This window comes from Streptacidiphilus jiangxiensis (assembly GCF_900109465.1).
Taxonomy (GTDB): Bacteria; Actinomycetota; Actinomycetes; order Streptomycetales; family Streptomycetaceae; genus Streptacidiphilus; species Streptacidiphilus jiangxiensis.
Map to the genome: position 1 here is coordinate 1 of NZ_FOAZ01000005.1, position 18462 is coordinate 18462.

Sequence of the window (18462 nt, forward strand, 5' to 3'; positions counted from 1 at the left end):
GAGGCGTCCATGGGTGGGGGTTTTGCCTCGCTCGGGGATGCTTTTCTGGCCGACCCGTTGACCCCGGTTTCTTCCCGCCAGTCTCCCTCTTCTTCTCTTTCCTCTTCTTCCTCTTCTTCCTCCTCTTCTTCCTCCTCGTCTTCTTCTTCGTCGGCTGTTGCTGTGGTGGATGTGTTGCGGACGTTGCCGTCGGTGGTGCATGTGCTGTTGGCGGGTTTGGCGGGGGAGGGGGATGAGGTGTTGCTGGCTGCGGGTGCGCGTTTCCAGGCGGAGCAGGTGTTGGCGTTGGAGCGGTTGGAGGAGCGGCTGGCGGCGGAGAAGTTGCGTCGGTTGGCGTTGTTCGACCGGTCGGGTGGGGCGTTGGCGTTGCGGTCGCGGTCGACGAAGGGGTTCTTGCGGACGCACGGGCAGATGTCGCTTGGGCGGGCGAGTCGGTTGGTGGGGTTGGCGCGGGAGTTGGACCGGTTGCCGGTGGTGCGGTGCGCGCAGGCGGCGGGTGGGTTGTCGGCGGACCAGGTGGGGGTGTTGGCGCGGGAGTTGGCGCCGGTGGAGGACGAGGCGGCGCGGGTGGCGGCGCAGGAGTTGCTGGTGGCGCACGCGCCTGGGTTGCATCTGGTGCAGTTGCGGCAGGCGGCGAGGCAGTTGCACGCGCATCTGGTTCCGGAGTCGGAGGGGGAGGCGGGGGTCGATGCTCCGGGGGTGTTCCGGTCGTGGGTGAGGTTGTCGCGGACGGGTTCGTCGTCGGATCCGTTCTGGGTGTTGTCGGGGGAGTTGTCGCCGGTGGTGGGGGAGAAGCTGCGGTCGGCGTTGGAGGCGGCGGCGGGTGCCCCGGCGGCAGGGGATGGGCGCTCCCAGGCGGAGCGGATGGGTGAGGCGTTGGGGGTGGTGACGGATCTCGCGTTGGGTGTGGGGGTGTTGCCGGTCGTGGGTGGGCAGCGTCCGCATCTGACGGTGGTGGCGGATCTGGACGCGTTGCGCGCGTCGGGCTGCCCTGTCCATCCGGCGCTGGACGCGCTGGACGCGCTGGACGAGGCGGATGTGGTCGGGGATGGTCTGGCGGGGTTGTTGCGGCCGCGGGTGGTGGCGACGACGGGGTGGGGTTACGGGTTGCCGGGGTGGCAGTTGCGGAAGGAGGCGTGTGACTGCCGGTTGCGGGTGGTGTTGACCGGTGGGCGGGAGCGGCCGGTGTCGGTGGGGCGGGCGATGCGGACGGTTCCGGCGTATCTGCGCGATGTGGTGGTGGCGCGGGATCGGCACTGTGTGTGGCCGGGGTGTGATCGGCCGCCGTCGTGGTGCGAGGCGCATCATCTGGTGCACTGGGCCGACGGTGGGGAGACGGGTGTGGAGAACCTGGCCCTGCTGTGTGGGGAGCATCATCAGGATCTGCACCGCACCGGCTGGGAGCTGGTCATGCGTGACGGCCGCCCCGAAGCGGTCCCGCCACCCGACACACCCCCACCCCCCAACAGCCGCCACCCCGCCGGCTGACCCACCCCACCCACGCAACGCAAGCCACAGGCCGCCCCCACCCCGGGGAGCGGCCCACCGGCACGCCGCTAACGAACCCCGCGCGGGCGGAACTGGATGCTGATGCGGGGGCCGACGGGCCGGGCGGTCTTCGGGATCGCATGCTCCCAGGTGCGCTGGCACGAGCCGCCCATGACGATCAGATCGCCGTGGCCGAGCTGCTGTCGAACCGTCGTCCCCGACACCCCGGCCTCCGGCCTGGGCCGCAGCAACAGGGCACGCGGCTCCCCGACGGACAGGATGGCAACCATCGTGTCCTCGGTCTTGCCCCGGCCGATGGTGTCCCCGTGCCAGGCCACACTGTCGCGGCCGTCGCGGTAGAAGCAGAGGCCGAGCGTGGCGAAGTGCTCGCCCAGTTCCTCGGCATAGTGGGCGTTCAACATCTCCCTGGCCTCGCCCAACAGCGGATCGGGCAGCCGGTCGTCCTCGTCGTAGAACGCCAGCAGTCGGGGTACGTCGACCACTCGCTCGTACATCTTGCGGCGCTCTGCATGCCAGGGCACGTGCGTCGCCAGGTGTTCGAACAGTGCGTCCGCTCCGGCGAGCCAGCCGGGGAGCAGATCGATCCACGCCCCGGCGCCGAGGTTGATCCGTTCAGGGGCGTGCCGAAGCAGCGGGCGCAGGCGCGTCTCCTCGACCCCGTCGAAGAGGGAGGCCTGGAGTGGTGTGGAGAGGGCCATGGGACGAGCCTACCGCCTCAATCGAACATCTGAGCGAAACACTCGGTCGGTTCACTCGCCTGGCTCACCGGAGCGGACGACGGCGATCATCGCGGTGTCGTCCTGCACGGGGCCGCCAAGATGCTCCTGGAGGTCCTCGGTCAGGCGACGCAGCAGCTCAGCAGGGGTCAGCGGCCCGTCTGCCGCCGTACTCGCAGCGGCAAGGGCCTCGACGCGCTCCTGCAGGGGATAGAACCTGCCGTCCTCGTCCCGGGCCTCGATCAGCCCGTCGGTGTAGAGCAAGAGGACGTCCCCACGTCCGAAACGGAAGTCCGTGGCGGCGTAATCCGTGAGCCCGAGGCCCAGCCCCAGGCCCAGCGGCGGACACTGCTGCTCCCCTTCCAGCAGGACGGCCCGGCCCTCGTGGAGAAGGAGCGGTGGCGGGTGGCCACAGTTGATCAACTTCAGCTGCGGTTCGTCGTCGAGGATGTCCACGATCGCCGCAGTGACGAATCGCTCGCCCACGTCCGCCCCGGCGGCTTCGTCACTGGCGGCCACCTCTGCCAGGCCCCAGCTGACACTGTCCTCCAGTGATGCGGCCAGCTCCGGCAGCGGCGACTGCCGGTGCGCGGCGGCATGGAACGCCCCGAGCAGGAGCGCGGCGTCGCCGAGCGTCTCCAACCCTTTCCCGCGGACGTCCCCGATCACCAGCCGCGTCCCGTGCTGCGTACGCGCGGACGCATACAGATCCCCGCCGATCCGCGCCCCGGCCGTGGCGGCCCGGTACTCCGACGCGATCCGCAACGGCCCGGCCCGCGTCGGCAACGGTCTCAGGAGCACCCGCTGCGTCGCATCGGACAGCGTCCGGGCGCGTTCGAGCTCCAGACTGCGGCGTTCTCGCAGGCGTACGAAAACGACGATGAACGCGCCGATGGCGATGAGCGAGGCGATCTGCACCTCGAGGTTCTCGGTGGTGATGACCCCTCTGGCTATCCCTATGCTCACCAGCGTCGCCACCGCCAGCGCTCCGATGGCCGCGGTGGCCCGGGGGCCGGCAAAGGACGCGGTAATGGCTGGAGCCACCACCAGCAGCGGACCGAGGTGGATGTCGGCGGGCGCGAGGATGTCCGTGACGGCGATCAGCACGATGAGCGCGATGGGCAGCAGGAGCAGCAACCGACCGGCCCGCATCCTCACCGGCTCGGACGGAGCACGTGCCCCCATCTCTCGGCTCCTCTCCCGCACACCGCCAGGCGCGACCGCCAGGCTTCCATGCCACGCCACCCCCGCAAGATCCGCAACCGCGCTCACCCCACCGCCTTCCTCCTCCGCCACCACATCCACCCCAGCCCACCAACGCCGACCACCACGCCCGCCCCAACCCCAACCGCAACGGCCACCCCGCCCCCTCCATGACCCCGACCACCCCCGGACGCCGTCACGGCGCCCACCGGGCCGGCGCCACCGCTGGGACTGGCAGCCTCATCCACCTGCCTCAACGGCCCTTCGGGCGGCCCGGGCGGAATGTCGAACGTCAGCGCAGCATCAGGGCGGATGATCCCGTAGCCGTAGTGATCGTCATGCACCTTCCCGGTGGGATTCACGGCCGACTTGATCATCCGATTCACCACCTGCCCAGCGGTCAACCCCGGATACTCCGCCCGCACCAACGCAGCCTCGGCCGACACATACGCCGCCGCATCACTGGTCCCATCGGACAGTCGGTACTCGCTGTCACTGTTCGCCCCAGCCGCCACAATGTTCACCCCAGGCGCCACCAACGTCAGCCCAGGCCCATAGTTCGACTGCTCCCACACCCTCCCATTCACATCCACCGCCCCAACGGCCACCACCCCGGGATACGCCGCTGGCCACTCGATTTTTGGCGATCTAAAATTTCCAGCGCTTGCGACAATTACAGCGTCCCTGGATTCTGCATACCTGACTCCTAGCTGCACTTCATCAGTGCTTGTGAGGCCCCCAAAGGACATGTTAATTACGCTTGCGCCGCTGTCCACGGCGAAGCGAATTGCTTGGGTGATCTGCGTTCCGTTGGATCCTGAACTCAAATTGACTGCTAGCGGTAGGATCCTTGTGGCGGGCGCCAGTCCCACTACGCCCTCTCCGTCACTATTGCCATGGCCGCGGCCCGCGACAAGGCTGGCCATTGCAGTCCCGTGGCCGTCCACGCTGGTGTCGATCCAAGGCGAGCAGGGTGCGTAGAAACATTTTCCCGGAAGTACTGCACGATTCAGATCCTGATGACTGGCGCGGACCCCTTGGTCGATTACAGCTACAACAACCGACCGGCCGGTAGATCTGCTCCATACGGATTTTTCTGCGTGGAATGCATTGAGAGGCCATTCTGCCTCACGAACCTGATCAGCCCGTGCAAGGTTGCCGAGTGTCACCGTTGTGATGATGGAGATCGTGATGACCGCGGCTCGTGTGAGTGCGTAGCGCTTTCCTGCCAGCAATTTCAATCCTATGTAATTACCGATGGATTAGTCCTTCTATGTGAGAGCCAGGTGTCGCTATCTTCAACAAGATACCTTGGTCGCTTTCGTTGCCTATCGTGGCTGCCGGTGGGCGACTCGGTCGCAAGGTGGCCAGGGTATGCTGGGGTTCCACTGATTCCGGTACTAAATGGTTTATCAATACCGCCTTGTCGAACGGTTGCACTCATTCTAGTTCTAGAATCGCGTACAAGGCCTCCTGTGACTTCAGTAATTGTCTCCGGGGGGTGTGTGTTCACGCCGGATTCCTCCGGGCTGCCGAAGAGTGGGGAGGTCGTGGCAGGTCGGGTCGTTTCGCCATGGTTGGGCGTAAGGGCTTCGGCTGGGGTTGTCAAATTTGGCATTTTTCCCAACCGGGTCGAAGGATGAGTTTCAATGACTTCCGGATTAGCATGGGAGAAGGGTGGATAGGTATTGCGGACTGCGCCCGTGTCAGTCGCGAGTGGGCTCCCGCGATTTTGCATCAGGAATCCCGGCTGGAAACTCTGCGACGAAATAGGCTGCATGTGTTCCAGTGGGCCCTCTCCGGAGCTGTGTTCGAGGGTCAATACGGCGTTTTCGAACGGGGCCGGCTGGGGTGAAGTCGGCTGGGGTGAATTTTTATTCAGTCCGAGCGCGCCGCTTCCTGGCTGGCTATTTATAGCTCTGGGTTGGCCGCGGTTGGCTTCAGAGATGTGAAGAAGGGGCTCCTTGTTGGTTTTACTTGAGCGGGTGTGGCCGCCCTCTGGGGGGAAGCGTCCTATGTCTACGCTTTGGTCCAGGCTGGCTGGCATTCCAAACATCTGCGCTGCGGCGTCGTACTTCGCCTCCAAGCGCTCCATCACCGTCACGGCCAGCCGCCGTTGCTGTTCGTGTAGTGCGCTCGCTGAGGTGCCGACTGTGCTGGCTTGCTCCACTCCGATGACTCCCTCGAGCGAGGCCGGCTCGGGCGGCATTGTGTCGTGAGCCTGGCGCAGGGCGTCTGCCGCGTAGGAGACGCCGGAGCAGGCGTGGGAGGCGAAGTCTGCGCCGTTGCCGAGGGAAGCGTGGAGTTGTTCGGCTCGTGCGGAGAAGGCGTCCGCCGCGGCGCCGGACCAGTGCGCGGTGGCCGCGCGGGTGTGGTGGGCGAGGTCGTCCTGTGCCTGCCGCAAGGCCACGTCGATCGCGGCCCAGCGGGCCGCCACCGTGTCCAGCGTGCTCGGGTCGGCGTTGGCGATCATCGCGCGCAGCTCCGTGAGGCTCGCCCCGTCGAACGCGCCCTCGGCGCCCCCGCGGCTCACGCCGGGCCGCCGCCCGGCATGGAGGCCGTTGCCGAGAAGAAGTCCTGCTGCGTGCGGTGCTCCTGCTCCGCGTACGCCTCTGCAGCCGACTTCGTCTCGCCGCTGTACTGCTCGATGAATCCCTGCAGTTCGGCGATCATCGAACCCAGCCAGTCGCGAATCTCGTCGTGCTTGTCCGCCAGTGCCTCCGCGCCCGCGAAGCCGCTGCCGAGGGTGCCGGTCGGGATCGCCGTGTCGTAGCGGGCCGTGGTGCGAGGCGTGTCGAGGTCGTCGGCGATCGATCGCAACCGCCCCACCGTCGACTGCAGGGCCTCCACGTCGACGCGGTAGCCGCCGCCGTTTCCTGCTCCCATGGCGGTGTGCCTCCCTCCGAGACGCAGCCCGCACACAGCTCCGCATCCGGTCCGGTGCGTCGTGTACGGACCGCTTGATCACGCCTACTCTATGTCACGCCAAGTAGTCGCACCATCACTCGATGGGGTGCTCTGTACCCCATGCATCCAGCGCGCTCGCCCACCTCGCCCGAGCTGCGAAAACGTAACCTGCCGACCGCTGCGCGAAGATCATCGGCTGCCATAGGGTACGCCGCGGAGCGTCACCGGCGCGGTGACGCCAGGCAACCGGGTGTCACCGGAGGGGTGCGATGAGCTTCATCGAGCGGGCCGTCGAGGTCGTCGAGCACGGCGTGGGTGCGGGGGAGGAGATCCTCAGCGAGCACGCGGCGCACCGGCACGCGGCCAGGCTGTTCCTCAAGCTCGGCATTGCGGTCTTCGCCGAGCAGCGGCTCGGCGGAAGCCACGAGCCGGTCGACCGGATCCTCAAGGCCCTCGACGGCCACGCCGCAGAGCACGGCGAGGTGGACCTCGACCACCTCAAGGCGGCCCACGAGGTGCTGGGCGACGAGTTCGTCGGCGCCGCCGCTGCCCACACCTCCTGACGGCGGGGCTACTTCAGTAGTCGTGACAGCCGGCGGTCGGCCAGGGGCTTGCCGCCGGTCTGGCAGGTGGGGCAGTACTGCAGGGAGGAGTCCGCGAAGGAGACCTCCCTGATCGTGTCCCCGCAGACGGGACACGGCTCGCCGGTGCGGCCGTGGACCCGGAGGCCGCTCTTCTTCTCGGCCTTCAGGTCCCGCAGCGGAAGCCCGTGGGCGCGTTCGACCGCCTCGGCCAGCGTGGAGTGCATCGCCGCGTACAGTTCAGCCGTCTCCTCCTCACTGAGCTTGGTGGCGAGTTTGAACGGCGAGAGCCGTGCCGCGTGCAGGATCTCGTCGGAGTAGGCGTTGCCGATGCCTGCCAGCACGCTCTGGTCGCGCAGGACACCCTTGATCTGCCGTCGCTCGCCCGCCAGCAACGCGGCGAAGGACTCCGGCGTCACCTCCCCGGACAGCGGGTCCGGACCCAGTCGTGCGATACCCGGCACCTCCTGCGGATCCCGGACCAGGTAGATCGCCAGGTGCTTCTGCGTTCCCGCCTCCGTCACGTCGAACCCCGCAGCCGGCGGATCCGTCCGCGGCGCCAGGCGCACCCGGAGGGCCAGCGGGCCCTTCCCCGGGCGGGGCGGCTCCGGTGCCATGGACTCGCTCCAACGCACCCATCCCGCTCGGGCGAGATGGATCACCAGATGCAGGTCTCCGGCGCGCAGGTCCAGGAACTTGCCGTGTCGCCTCGCTCCGTCGAACTCGGCCCCTTCGAGCGCCGTGAGCGGGGGGTCGTAGGTCTTCAGCGCGGCCACGGAGACGGGGAAGACGCGGTCGACCTCCCGGCCGACCAGATGCTCCGCCAGGAACCGGGTGAGCGACTCGACCTCGGGCAGTTCGGGCATGTCCCAAGTCTGCCGTCCGGTCCAGGCCCGGGCGAGTGGGGACGGCACAAGCACGGCGCCCCGCCACTCCGCGGAGGGAGTGGCGGGGCGCTGCGTGAAGGCTAGAGCTCCTGTGCCCTGGGGGCTTACAGGTCGAAGTACAGCTCGAACTCGTGCGGGTGCGGCCGCAGTGCGATCGGGGCGACCTCGTTGGTGCGCTTGTAGTCGACCCAGGTCTCGATGAGGTCCTGGGTGAAGACGCCACCGGCGAGCAGGTACTCGTGGTCGGCCTCGAGGGCGTCGAGGACGGCCGGGAGGGTGGAGGGCACCTGCGGGACCGCGGCGTGCTCCTCGGGGGCGAGCTCGTAGAGGTCCTTGTCGACCGGCTCCAGCGGCTCGATCTTGTTCTTGATGCCGTCCAGACCGGCCAGCAGCATCGCCGAGAAGGCGAGGTACGGGTTGGACGACGGGTCCGGCGCGCGGAACTCGATGCGCTTGGCCTTGGCGTTCGCGCCGGTGATCGGGATGCGGATCGCCGCGGAGCGGTTGCGCTGCGAGTAGACCAGGTTGACCGGGGCCTCGAAGCCGGGGACCAGGCGGTGGTAGGAGTTCACCGTCGGGTTGGTGAAGGCCAGCAGCGAGGGGGCGTGCCGGAGCAGGCCGCCGATGTAGTAGCGGGCGGTGTCCGAGAGCCCCGCGTAGCCCTGCTCGTCGTAGAAGAGCGGGGAGCCGTCGGTCCACAGCGACTGGTGGCAGTGCATGCCGGAGCCGTTGTCGCCGAAGATCGGCTTGGGCATGAAGGTGGCGGTCTTGCCGTTGCGCCACGCCACGTTCTTGATGATGTACTTGAACAGCATCAGGTCGTCGGCCGCGGCGAGCAGCGTGTTGAACTTGTAGTTGATCTCCGCCTGGCCGGCCGTGCCGACCTCGTGGTGCTGACGCTCGACCTGGAGGCCGGCTGCGGCCAGCTCGAGGGACATCTCGGCGCGCAGGTCGGCGAAGTGGTCGACCGGCGGGGCCGGGAAGTAGCCGCCCTTGTAGCGGACCTTGTAGCCGCGGTTGCCGCCCTCCTCGACGCGACCGGTGTTCCAGGCCCCGGCCTCGGAGTCGATCTCGTAGAAGGACTTGTTCTGCTTGGTCTCGAAGCGGACGTCGTCGAAGACGTAGAACTCCGCCTCGGGGCCGAAGTAGGCGGTGTCGGCGATGCCGGAGGAGGCGAGGTAGGCCTCCGCCTTCTTGGCGACGTTGCGCGGGTCGCGGCTGTACTGCTCGCCCGTGATCGGGTCGTGGATGAAGAAGTTGATGTTGAGGGTGGCGTCCTTGCGGAACGGGTCCAGCCGGGCGGTGCTGAGGTCCGGGACGAGGCCCATGTCGGACTCGTGGATCGCCTGGAAGCCGCGGATCGACGAGCCGTCGAACATCAGCATCTCGGCCGGGTCGAATGCCGAGGCGGGCACCGTGAAGTGCTGCATCACGCCCGGCAGGTCGCAGAACCTGACATCGACGAACTTGACGTCGTTGTCCGAGATGTAGCGCGACACCTCGTCGGCGTTGTTGAACATCCATCCTCCTCGGCCCCGGCGGGCTGCCGGGATTGCGGGTGCGGACCGCCGGTCCCGTCCGGCGATACCGGTTCTCGAAACCATAGGAAGTGGCCGTTTCTCGGCCGTGACCCATATGTTTCGCCGATGTTAACCGCCGGGGGTCGCCAGGTGGTCGACCCGCGTCATTACTGCGTTCGTGGCCCGTCAGGACGGCGAGCGGTGTTCACTCTTCAGTGAGTGGTCTAAACCTCTTGGGGAGGGCCGGGAAGCATGGTCGGGCGGGACCCGGGGGTGGATTCCGGTCGCGCTCGACGGCCCGGCTACTGTGGTGGGCGTGGATGAGAGTCGTAAAGCCATTGGAAGCTGGATCGAGGGCCCGCGGGCCGGTGCCGAGCAGATGGGTGCGGACTTCGGCCACCGCGGCAAGCGCCTCGGTCTGCCCGAGGACGGGCCCGGTTCGATCGCGGGTACGGGACGTCGTCTCGGAGCGCTGGCCATCGACTGGCTGCTCTGCTACCTGATCGCCTACGCGCTGATCGCCGGGCGGCACCTGGAGCAGGTGAACATCTGGATCACCGTGCTGTTCTTCCTGATGAGCGTGCTGACGCTGGCCACGGCCGGCGCGACGCCCGGCAAGAAGCTGCTCGGCCTGCGCGTCGTCTCCCTGAACGGCGGCCGTGCGAGCTTCGGCCAGGTGGCGCTGCGGTCCTTCCTGCTGGTGCTGGTCGTCCCGGCGCTGATCTGGGACCGCGACAGCCGCGGGATGCACGACAAGGCCGTCGGCACCGTCGAGGTCCGGGTCTGATTCTCTGCACATGACGAGGCCCTTGGTGGCCGGCCCGGGAGGGTCGGCCACCAAGGGCCTCGGGTGTTTTCTGGGGTGTCGGCGCGCGACCAGGGCGCGCCGGGTGGTCAGCGGGTCTTGCCGGCGCCCTTCGGCATCCGGGAGCCCTTGGGAAGCGGGCCCTTCGGGATGGGGGCGTTGGCCATCAGGTCGCCCATGGCGCGCAGCCGGTCGGCGATCTGGGTGGCCTGGCCGCCGGAGATGACCTTCGGCAGCTTCATCATGTGGACCTGGAGCTTGTTCAGCGGCACCTGGCCCTCGTCGTTGCCGACGATGATGTCGATGACCGGCGCGTCGCCGACGATGCGGCTCATCCGGCGCTTCTCGGCCGCGATCATCGGGCGAAGGCGGTTGACGTTGCCCTCGCCGACCAGCACCACGCCCGGACGGCCCACCGCACGGTGGATCGCGTCCTGGTTGCGGTTGGCCGCCACGACGAGCTGGATGTTCCAGCCGCGCTTGATGTTGTTGAGCACCGCGGCCGCGGCGCCGGGCTGGCCCTCGAGCTGGCCGAACGCGGCCTTTTCGGCGCGCCGGCCGAAGATCACGACGGCCGCCAGCAGGCCGAGCACGAAGCCCAGGATGCCCAGGTAGATCGGGTGCCCGATCGCGAAGCCGATGGCGAGAAGCACCACGAAGGTGCCGAGCCCGACGCCGGCGACGATCAGACCGATCTTCGGGTCGACCCGCTTGGTAATGGTGTACGCCTGACGGATCTGGGAGAGCCGTCCCGGGCTGTTGGTGGATTCCTGCCTCGCCATGTGGTTCATGGTACGGGGCTGGACCAGCGGTTGCCCAAGCCTGGTCGGTGCGGATGGCCGCCTGTGTCCCAGTCGTGATGCGCGGACCCGGGCACGGAGGGTCAGCGAACGGCGCGCAACAGCGCCCGCTCGGTCTCCTGGCGGTCGTGGGCGTACCGACGGTTCTCGCAGACCGCGTCCCACGCGTTGCGACGGGCCGTCTGCTGACCGCCGCCGAGCAGGACGGACTCGGCCAGGCGCAGGGCGGAGGCGACGTTCTGAGCGAGCTGCATGGTGACCTTCTCCCCTCGGACTACCACGCCATCTTCACCACTTGGTGTTACTGCGTCGTGACCAGCCGGTCAAACCCCCGTGAAAGGTGTGCGATAGACATCACAGCCACACCCTTCACGGGGCTTGCGCTCAGTGCCTCAGACGGCGGCGATGCCGCGACGCTCCAGTGCCTGGCGGTACAGGCGGCCGGCCCGGTAGGACGAGCGGACCAGCGGGCCGGACATGACGCCGGCGTAGCCGATCTCCTCGGCCTCCTGCTGGAGCTCGACGAACTCCTGCGGCTTGACCCAGCGCTCCACGGGGTGGTGCCGCGGCGAGGGGCGGAGGTACTGGGTGATGGTGATCAGCTCGCAGCCGGCCTCGTGCAGGTCGCGCAGGGCCTCGCTGACCTCCTCGCGGGTCTCGCCCATGCCGAGGATCAGGTTCGACTTGGTGACCAGGCCCGCCGCGCGCGCCTCGGTGATGACCTTGAGGGACCGCTCGTAGCGGAACGCCGGCCGGATGCGCTTGAAGATGCGCGGGACGGTCTCGAGGTTGTGCGCCAGCACCTCGGGGCGGGAGGAGAAGACCTCGGCCAGCTGCTCCGGGACCGCGTTGAAGTCCGGGATCAGCAGCTCGACACCGGTGCGGCCGGCGGCGCGCTCGGCGGTCATGGCGTGGATCTGGCGGACCGTCTCGGCGTAGAGCCAGGCGCCGCCGTCCTCCAGGTCGTCACGGGCGACACCGGTGATCGTGGCGTAGTTCAGGTCCATGGTGACCACGGACTCGGCGACGCGTCGCGGCTCGTCCCGGTCGAACTCGGCGGGCTTGCCGGTGTCGATCTGGCAGAAGTCGCAGCGGCGGGTGCACTGGTCACCGCCGATGAGGAAGGTGGCCTCGCGGTCCTCCCAGCATTCGAAGATGTTGGGACAGCCCGCCTCCTGGCAGACGGTGTGCAGCCCCTCGCTCTTCACCAGGGACTGAAGGGCCGTGTACTCGGGGCCCATCTTCGCCCGGGTCTTGATCCACTCGGGCTTGCGCTCGATCGGGGTCTCGCTGTTGCGGACCTCCAGACGCAGCAGCTTCCTGCCGTCGGGTGCGACAGCGGACACGTGCGGCTCCCTATCTTCGAAATCTTGTGCGTCCCCTAGGGTACGCCTGCGGTCGGGTGGGTCAGGTGGCTCGGTCGGCTCAGACGCTGCTGGTGTGTGCGAACAGTTCCGCGAAATGCCGCTGGACCACGGGCAGAGCCTCGGAGACCGTCACGTCGCGCCCGAGTTCCGAGCTGAGCGAGGCGACGCCGGCGTCGCGGATGCCGCAGGGGACGATCCGGTCGAACCACGTCAGATCCGGATTGCAGTTCAGTGCGAAGCCGTGCATCGTCACGCCTCGGGCGACGCGGACGCCGATGGCGGCCAGCTTGCGGTCACCGCCCCGCTGCCCGGCGTTGGACGGGGCGTACTCCGGGCCTGCCATGCGCGGGTCGAGGCCGAGTTTGGCGCCCATGCGCAGGGTGAGCGCGCCGATGTTCACCACCTGGGACTCGTCGATCCGCGCCCCGGGTATGGCCTGGCCCAGCTTCCACACCCCGCTGCGACCCTCCACCCGGTTGCCCTCGATGCCGAACTCGGCACAGGCGAGGATCAGCGCCTCCTCCAGGCGCCGGACGTAGGCGACCACGTCCATCGGCTCGTCGAGCTTGATGATCGGGTAGCCGATCAGCTGGCCCGGTCCGTGCCAGGTGATCTCGCCGCCACGGGTCACCTCGACGACCGGGGTGCCGTCGAGCGGGCGGTCCTCCGGGCGGGTGCGCCGGCCGGCCGTGTAGACCGGCGGGTGCTCCAGCAGCAGCACGGTGTCCGGGATCTCGTCCGCCACCCGGAGTGCATGCAGGCGTTGCTGCTCCTCCAGGGCCTCCTCGTAGGGGACGGTGCGCTCGCCGACTCCGAGGTGGACGAAGCGCAGGCCGCCTTCGGGTGCCGGGCTCGTGGAGCCCGCGCTGATGGAACCCGCGTCGGCGGTGCCTGCTTCCGTGGCCACTGCGTGCCTCACTCTCTGTCGTCCTGCTCCACGCAACTCTACGACCGGCCCGACTGTTCCCCGGGCCGCGGACCATCGGTTCGCTGAAACGAGTGACAGATATTGAAATCTGTCAGCCCAACGTCCATACTCGAATCATGGCACTCAAGGAACGCACTCTCGGTACCCCCGACGGCCTCGTCGTCTCCCAGCTCGGGCTGGGCGCGATGGGCATGTCCGATCTCTACGGCCCGGCCGACGAGGCCGAATCGACGGCCACCATCCACGCCGCCCTCGACGCCGGCGTCACCCTGATCGACACGGGCGACTTCTACGGCATGGGCCACAACGAGCTGCTCATCCGGGACGCCCTGCGGGGCAGCGGGCGGGCCCGTGGCGAGGTGGCGATCAGCGTCAAGTTCGGCGCCCAGCGCGACTACGCGGGCAACTGGATCGGTTACGACGCCAGTCCCGCGGCCGTGAAGACGGCGCTGGCCTACACGTTGCGCCGGCTGGGCACGGACTACGTGGACGTCTACCGCCCCGCCCGGCTCGACCCGAAGATCCCGATCGAGGAGACGGTGGGCGCCATCGCGGAGATGGTCAAGGCCGGCTACGTCCGGCACATCGGCCTCTCCGAGGTGGGCGCGGAGTCGCTGCGCCGGGCCCATGCGGTGCACCCGGTCAGCGATCTGCAGATCGAGTACTCCCTCATCTCGCGCGGGATCGAGACGGAGATCCTGCCGACCGCCCGCGAGCTCGGCATCGGAGTCACCGCCTACGGTGTGCTCTCCCGCGGCCTCATCAGCGGCCACTGGCAGGCCGATCGGCAGTTGGCCTCGAGCGACTTCCGCGGGATCAGCCCGCGCTTCCAGGGCGAGAACCTCGAGGCGAACCTGCGCCTGGTCGAGGCTCTGCGCGCGGTCGCGGAGGACAAGGGAGCCTCCGTGGCCCAGGTGGCCATCGCCTGGGTGCTGGCCCAGGGTGAGGACGTCGTTCCGCTGGTCGGGGCGCGACGTCGGGAGCGGCTGGACGAGGCGCTCGGCGCAGCCGCACTGGTGTTGGAGCCGGCCGATCTGGCCGCGATCGAGGAGGCCGTCCCGCAGGGAGCCGCCGCCGGGGACCGGTATGTTGCTGCTCAGATGGCCCATCTGGACAGCGAGAAGTAACGGGAAGAACCGGTAGCGATGGCGGAGGCAGCACTCACCCCGGAGGACATCCTCACGGCCGCGGAGGAGGTTCTGCGCAGGTACGGTCCTGCCAAGGCGACCGTCGTCGACGTGGCCCGTGCGCTCGGGGTCAGTCACGGAACGGTCTACCGCCACTTTCCCAGCAAGGCCGCCCTGCGGGGCGCGGTCACCCGTCAGTGGCTCGACCGGGCACATGCCGCCCTGCCGGGCATCGCCGCCGGCCCGGAGGAGCCCCGGGAACGGTTGCGGCTCTGGCTGGGTGCCCTGTTCCGCGCCAAGCAGGAGAAGGCCCTCGCCGATCCGGAGCTGTTCGCCACCTACCAGGTGCTGGTGGATGAGAACAGCGAGCTGATCGCCGAGCATGTCAGCGGCCTGGAGGCGCAGATCGCCGGGATCATCGACGAGGGGCAGCAGGTCGGCTCCTTCGTCCCCGGCGACCCGGGGGCGCTGGGTCACGTGGTCTTCCAGGCCACGGCGCACTACCACGATCCCGGCTACGCGGGGGAGTGGTCCCGGCCCGGGGTGGACGAGGACTTCGAGGCCGTCGTCGGGTTCGTGCTCCGGGGGCTGGCGGTCTGACCGGTTGCTGGGGTTGCTCGGCGGAGGCGGGTCACGCGGTCGACGAGACGCGCCTAGGCGGTCAAGAGGTGCAGGCGCAGGGCCAGCTGGAGCTCCAGGGCCCGCTCGGGGTGGTTCCAGTCCCGGCCGAGCAGCGCCTCCACCCGGTCCAGACGCTGGACGACGGTGTTCACGTGGACGTGCAACTCGTCCTTCGCCCGGGTGAGGCTCCCGCCGCAGGCGAAGTAGGCGTCGAGGGTGCGAATCAGTTCGGTGCCGCGCCTGGCGTCGTAGGCGAGCAGCGGGCCCAGAGTGTCCCGCACGAAGCCCCGAACGTCGTGGCCCTCGCCCAGCAGCACGCCGAGGAAGCCCAGATCGGCCGCGCAGGCCCCGTCCCCCTCGCGGCCCAGGGCGCACAGCGCCCGCTGCGTCCGCAGCGCCTCGGCGTGGGCGGCCGCGAGCTCGGTCACGCCGCCCGCAGGGCCGGCCGCGCCCACCGTGACGGGGGCGCCGGTGAGCTGGGAGAGCTGCATCGCGGCCCCAGCCGCGACCGCCGAGGGCGACTCGGCGGCGCCGGTCACCCCGGGTGTGCCCGGGGGAACGGGATCCGGGCCGGTCGGGAGCACCAGCACGACCCCGTCCCCGTGCTCGGCGCTGATCCCGCCGCGGCCGAAGAGGAGCCGGGTCGCGGCGCCGGCCAGCCGGCCGCGGGAGGCCGCGGCACCGGCGGGCCCGGTGGCCCGAGCGGCCAGCAGGACATGCGGGCGGCGAAGGTCGACGCCGAGCCGTAGCCCGCGCTGGACCAGCCCGGCCGGGTCGCGCTCGGGGCTGTCGAGCAGGTCCGTGAGCAGCTCGCCGCGGACCCGGTTCTCTGCCTCTGCGACGGAGCGGCGCAGCATGAGCAGCAGCGCCGTGACGACGCTCGCCCGTTCGAAGAGGCGACGGTCGGCGTCCTCGAGCCGGGGGCGCCCGGCCAGGACCAGGCTGCCGAGCAGCTCCTGGCCGGCCAGGACGGCGCAGACCCAGCGACCGTCCACGTCCTGGCCCGCCGCCACGGCCCGGCCACTGGCCCGGGACTCGGCGACCAGTGCGTCGATGTCCAACCCGTCGACGTCCGGCCCGTCGGGCTCGGGCTCGCCCGCGAGTCGGTGGCCGTGGGGGTCCAGCACCGTGATGCTGCCGCCCAGGAGGGCGGAGACGGCCTCGGCGACCGCGGGGACCTCGCCGCCACGCAACACGAGGTCGGTCAGGCGGTCGTGGGCCTCCTCGGCGCGCTGCATGGCTGTCGAGTGGGCACGGATCACCTCGTTGGCGGTCGCGAGATCGGCCAGGGCGGCCCGGGTGTCGTCCAGGGCGCGGGCGGTGTCGATGGCGATGGCGGCGTGTGCGGCCAGGGTGCACAGCAGCGCCACCTCGTCCGGCGAGAACGGCCGGGGGTTGCGGTCGGCGGCGAACAGCACGCCGATGACCTGCTTCCCCAGCGACAGCGGCACGCCCAGGATGGCGACCAGGCCTTCGTCGAGCACGCCCGCGTCGATGTTGCGGGTGTGGTGGAACCTGGCGTCGGTGCGGTAGTCGGGGGTGGCGTAAGGCCGGGCGGTCTGTGCGACCAGGCCGCCGAGCCCGTCGCCCAGCTCCAGCCGCAGGGTCTGGAAGAGCGGGGAGACGGAGCCGTCGGTGACCCGCATGTAGGTGTCGCCGGCCTCCTCGTCAGGGAGGGTGAGGTAGGCGAGGTCCGTGCCCAACAGCAGCCGGGCCCGCCGCACGATCGCCTGCAGCACCGCGTCCAGGTCCCGGGAGGCTGCCAGATCGGTGGCGGTGTCGAAGAGCGCTGTCAGCTGGGCCTCACGGCGCCGGTGCTGCGCCAGGGTGCGGTGCACGCGCTGGGCCAGGGCGGCGGAGGCGGGGGCCGCGGCGCCGGCCTCGCCCAGCTCTTCGGCGGTGGCGCCCGTGGCGAGCAGGCGCAGCAGCCGCTCGGCGGGGTGGGTCTCGGTCTCTTCGGGCATGGTGCGGGCCATCGTCGCAGGGGAATCGGGGTGTGTCACGGGGCGCCCGTCGCGTGGCCGCGGGCGCCCCGTGGGCTCACTGAGGGCTCACTGAGGGGTCACTGCGAGCTCACTGTGCGGCGCGGGCCGGCACGTCCGGAGCCGGCTCGGCGTCCGTCGCGTCCACCGGGTCTGCCGTGTCCGCCGCGCCCGACTTCTCGGCCTCGGTCAGCTCGCTGCCGCGGGTTTCGCGGGCGAAGAGCAGGGCGACGACGGTGACCACGGCGGCGAGGCTCACGTAGGCCGAGATCGGCGTCGACGTCCCGTAGCTCTTCAGCAGCGCCACGGCGATCAGCGGGGCCGGGGCGCCGGCGGCCACCGAGGCGAACTGGGCGCCGATGGACGCGCCGGAGAAGCGCATGCGGGTGCTGAACATCTCGGAGAAGAAGGCGGCCTGGGGCGCGTACATGGCGCTGTGGAAGATCAGGCCGACCGTCACCGCGAGGACGAGTGCGGGGAACGACTTGGTGTCCAGCAGGGCGAAGAACGCCCACATCCACGCGCCCACACCGACGGCGCCGACCAGGTAGACGGGCTTGCGACCGATCCGGTCCGAGAGCGCGCCGAAGACCGGGATGAGGCAGAACTGGACGGCGGAGCCGATCAGGACCGCGTTGAGGGCGGTCTGCTTCTCGATCTTCAGGTGGTCGACGCAGTAGGCCAGGACGAAGGTGACGATCACGTAGTACGAGATGTTCTCCGCCATCCGGGCGCCCATGGCGACGAGGATGTCCTTCCAGTGGTGGCGCACCACGGCCAGCAGCGGTGGCTGCTCCTTCTCGCCCGCGGCCTTGCGTGCCTCGGCCTGCGCCTGGGCCTGCTTGAACAGCGGGGACTCGTCGACACCGAGGCGGATCCACAGGCCGACGGCGACCAGAACGGCTGAGAGCAGGAAGGGGATGCGCCAGCCCCAGGCAAGGAACGCGGCGTCAGGCTGAACGGTCGTCATCAGGGAGAGGACACCGACCGCGAGCAGATTGCCGAGCGGTGCGCCGCCCTGCGGCCAGGAGGCCCAGAAGCCGCGTCGCCTGGCGTCGCCGTGCTCGGAGACCAGCAGGACCGCGCCGCCCCACTCCCCGCCGAGGGCGAAGCCCTGGATCACCCGCAGCACGGTGAGTAGAACCGGTGCGGTGACGCCGAGGGTGGCGTAGCCGGGGAGGCAGCCGATCAGGGTGGTGGCGACGCCCATCATCAGCAGGCTGATGATCAGCAGCCGCTTGCGGCCGATGCGGTCGCCGTAGTGGCCGAACACCAGGGCGCCGATCGGCCGGGCGGCGAAGCCGATGGCATAGGTGAGGAAGGAGAGCAGGGTGCCGGTGAGGGGGTCCTTGGCGTTGAAGAAGACCTTGCCGAAGACCAGTGCGGCGGCGGAACCGTAGAGGAAGTAGTCGTACCACTCGACGGTCGTGCCGATGAGGCTGGCGCCGACGACCTTGGCCAGGCCTCTGGGGACTCTCGACGACGCAGGCGTGGCCTGCACGGGGGAGG

General features: G+C 69.4%; 18 protein-coding genes. 5 read left to right on the top strand and 13 right to left on the bottom strand.

Annotation, left to right across the window (positions count from 1 at the left end):
- Nucleotides 1-1488: HNH endonuclease signature motif containing protein (locus tag BMY61_RS11260; RefSeq protein WP_083555151.1), on the top strand; the 1488-nt coding region annotated here is incomplete at its 5' end.
- A gap of 68 nt (nt 1489-1556) precedes the next feature.
- Here BMY61_RS11260 and BMY61_RS11265 read toward each other — a convergent pair.
- From BMY61_RS11265 to BMY61_RS11280, 5 genes are all read right to left on the bottom strand, one after another.
- Nucleotides 1557-2207, bottom strand: coding sequence for an alpha-ketoglutarate-dependent dioxygenase AlkB (locus BMY61_RS11265; protein ID WP_042460120.1), 651 nt, complete (start codon nt 2205-2207; stop codon nt 1557-1559).
- A gap of 51 nt (nt 2208-2258) precedes the next feature.
- Nucleotides 2259-3362 carry a PP2C family protein-serine/threonine phosphatase gene (locus tag BMY61_RS11270; protein ID WP_236656661.1) on the bottom strand — a complete coding sequence of 368 codons (1104 nt, stop codon included), beginning with the start codon at nt 3360-3362 and terminating at the stop codon, nt 2259-2261.
- Between the two features lie 131 nt (nt 3363-3493).
- Entirely contained in the window at nt 3494-4663 is a 1170-nt protein-coding gene (locus BMY61_RS11275) for a S8 family serine peptidase (RefSeq protein ID WP_143094285.1), read from the bottom strand.
- 8 nt (nt 4664-4671) lie between these two features.
- Nucleotides 4672-5901, bottom strand: coding sequence for a hypothetical protein (locus BMY61_RS44875; RefSeq protein ID WP_143094286.1), 1230 nt, complete (start codon nt 5899-5901; stop codon nt 4672-4674).
- A 56-nt stretch (nt 5902-5957) separates the two neighbouring features.
- Nucleotides 5958-6314, bottom strand: coding sequence for a hypothetical protein (locus BMY61_RS11280; protein ID WP_042460117.1), 357 nt, complete (start codon nt 6312-6314; stop codon nt 5958-5960).
- Nucleotides 6315-6604: 290 nt separating this feature from the next.
- Between BMY61_RS11280 and BMY61_RS11285 the strand changes: the two genes are divergently transcribed.
- Nucleotides 6605-6898 carry a hypothetical protein gene (locus BMY61_RS11285; protein ID WP_052439523.1) on the top strand — a complete coding sequence of 98 codons (294 nt, stop codon included), beginning with the start codon at nt 6605-6607 and terminating at the stop codon, nt 6896-6898.
- 8 nt (nt 6899-6906) lie between these two features.
- Here the strand turns inward: BMY61_RS11285 and BMY61_RS11290 are convergent, their stop codons facing one another.
- Nucleotides 6907-7782 (bottom strand): Fpg/Nei family DNA glycosylase, encoded by an 876-nt coding sequence (locus BMY61_RS11290; protein WP_042460114.1) that lies wholly within the window; start codon nt 7780-7782, stop codon nt 6907-6909.
- 125 nt (nt 7783-7907) lie between these two features.
- On the bottom strand, nt 7908-9323 hold the full coding sequence (gene glnA, locus BMY61_RS11295; protein ID WP_042460111.1) for a type I glutamate--ammonia ligase: 1416 nt from the start codon (nt 9321-9323) through the stop codon (nt 7908-7910).
- Between the two features lie 379 nt (nt 9324-9702).
- Here glnA and BMY61_RS11300 point away from each other — a divergent pair, with 379 nt between their 5' ends.
- Nucleotides 9703-10110, top strand: coding sequence for an RDD family protein (locus BMY61_RS11300; RefSeq protein ID WP_042460108.1), 408 nt, complete (start codon nt 9703-9705; stop codon nt 10108-10110).
- Nucleotides 10111-10217: 107 nt separating this feature from the next.
- Here the strand turns inward: BMY61_RS11300 and BMY61_RS11305 are convergent, their stop codons facing one another.
- The 4 genes from BMY61_RS11305 to lipB form a co-directional block, all read right to left on the bottom strand.
- Nucleotides 10218-10910 (bottom strand): DUF4191 domain-containing protein, encoded by a 693-nt coding sequence (locus BMY61_RS11305; RefSeq protein ID WP_042460105.1) that lies wholly within the window; start codon nt 10908-10910, stop codon nt 10218-10220.
- A 101-nt stretch (nt 10911-11011) separates the two neighbouring features.
- A complete protein-coding gene (locus BMY61_RS46065) occupies nt 11012-11182 on the bottom strand; it encodes a hypothetical protein (protein ID WP_169791894.1) in 171 nt (56 codons plus the stop codon).
- A gap of 138 nt (nt 11183-11320) precedes the next feature.
- Nucleotides 11321-12274 (bottom strand): lipoyl synthase, encoded by a 954-nt coding sequence (gene lipA, locus BMY61_RS11310; RefSeq protein WP_042460102.1) that lies wholly within the window; start codon nt 12272-12274, stop codon nt 11321-11323.
- Between the two features lie 79 nt (nt 12275-12353).
- Complete coding sequence (gene lipB, locus BMY61_RS11315; protein ID WP_042460147.1) at nt 12354-13166, bottom strand: lipoyl(octanoyl) transferase LipB; 813 nt, start codon at nt 13164-13166, stop codon at nt 12354-12356.
- Nucleotides 13167-13339: 173 nt separating this feature from the next.
- On the opposite strand from lipB, the gene BMY61_RS11320 reads away from it, so the two are divergent.
- Entirely contained in the window at nt 13340-14350 is a 1011-nt protein-coding gene (locus BMY61_RS11320; RefSeq protein ID WP_042460099.1) for an aldo/keto reductase, read from the top strand.
- Between the two features lie 18 nt (nt 14351-14368).
- Nucleotides 14369-14950, top strand: coding sequence for a TetR/AcrR family transcriptional regulator (locus BMY61_RS11325; RefSeq protein WP_042460096.1), 582 nt, complete (start codon nt 14369-14371; stop codon nt 14948-14950).
- A 53-nt stretch (nt 14951-15003) separates the two neighbouring features.
- On the opposite strand, the gene BMY61_RS11330 is transcribed toward BMY61_RS11325, so the two are convergent.
- Both BMY61_RS11330 and BMY61_RS11335 read right to left on the bottom strand, forming a co-directional pair.
- Nucleotides 15004-16935 carry a helix-turn-helix domain-containing protein gene (locus tag BMY61_RS11330; protein WP_042460144.1) on the bottom strand — a complete coding sequence of 644 codons (1932 nt, stop codon included), beginning with the start codon at nt 16933-16935 and terminating at the stop codon, nt 15004-15006.
- A 109-nt stretch (nt 16936-17044) separates the two neighbouring features.
- The coding region (locus BMY61_RS11335; protein ID WP_425314679.1) for an MFS transporter at nt 17045-18462 on the bottom strand (1418 nt) is incomplete at its 5' end.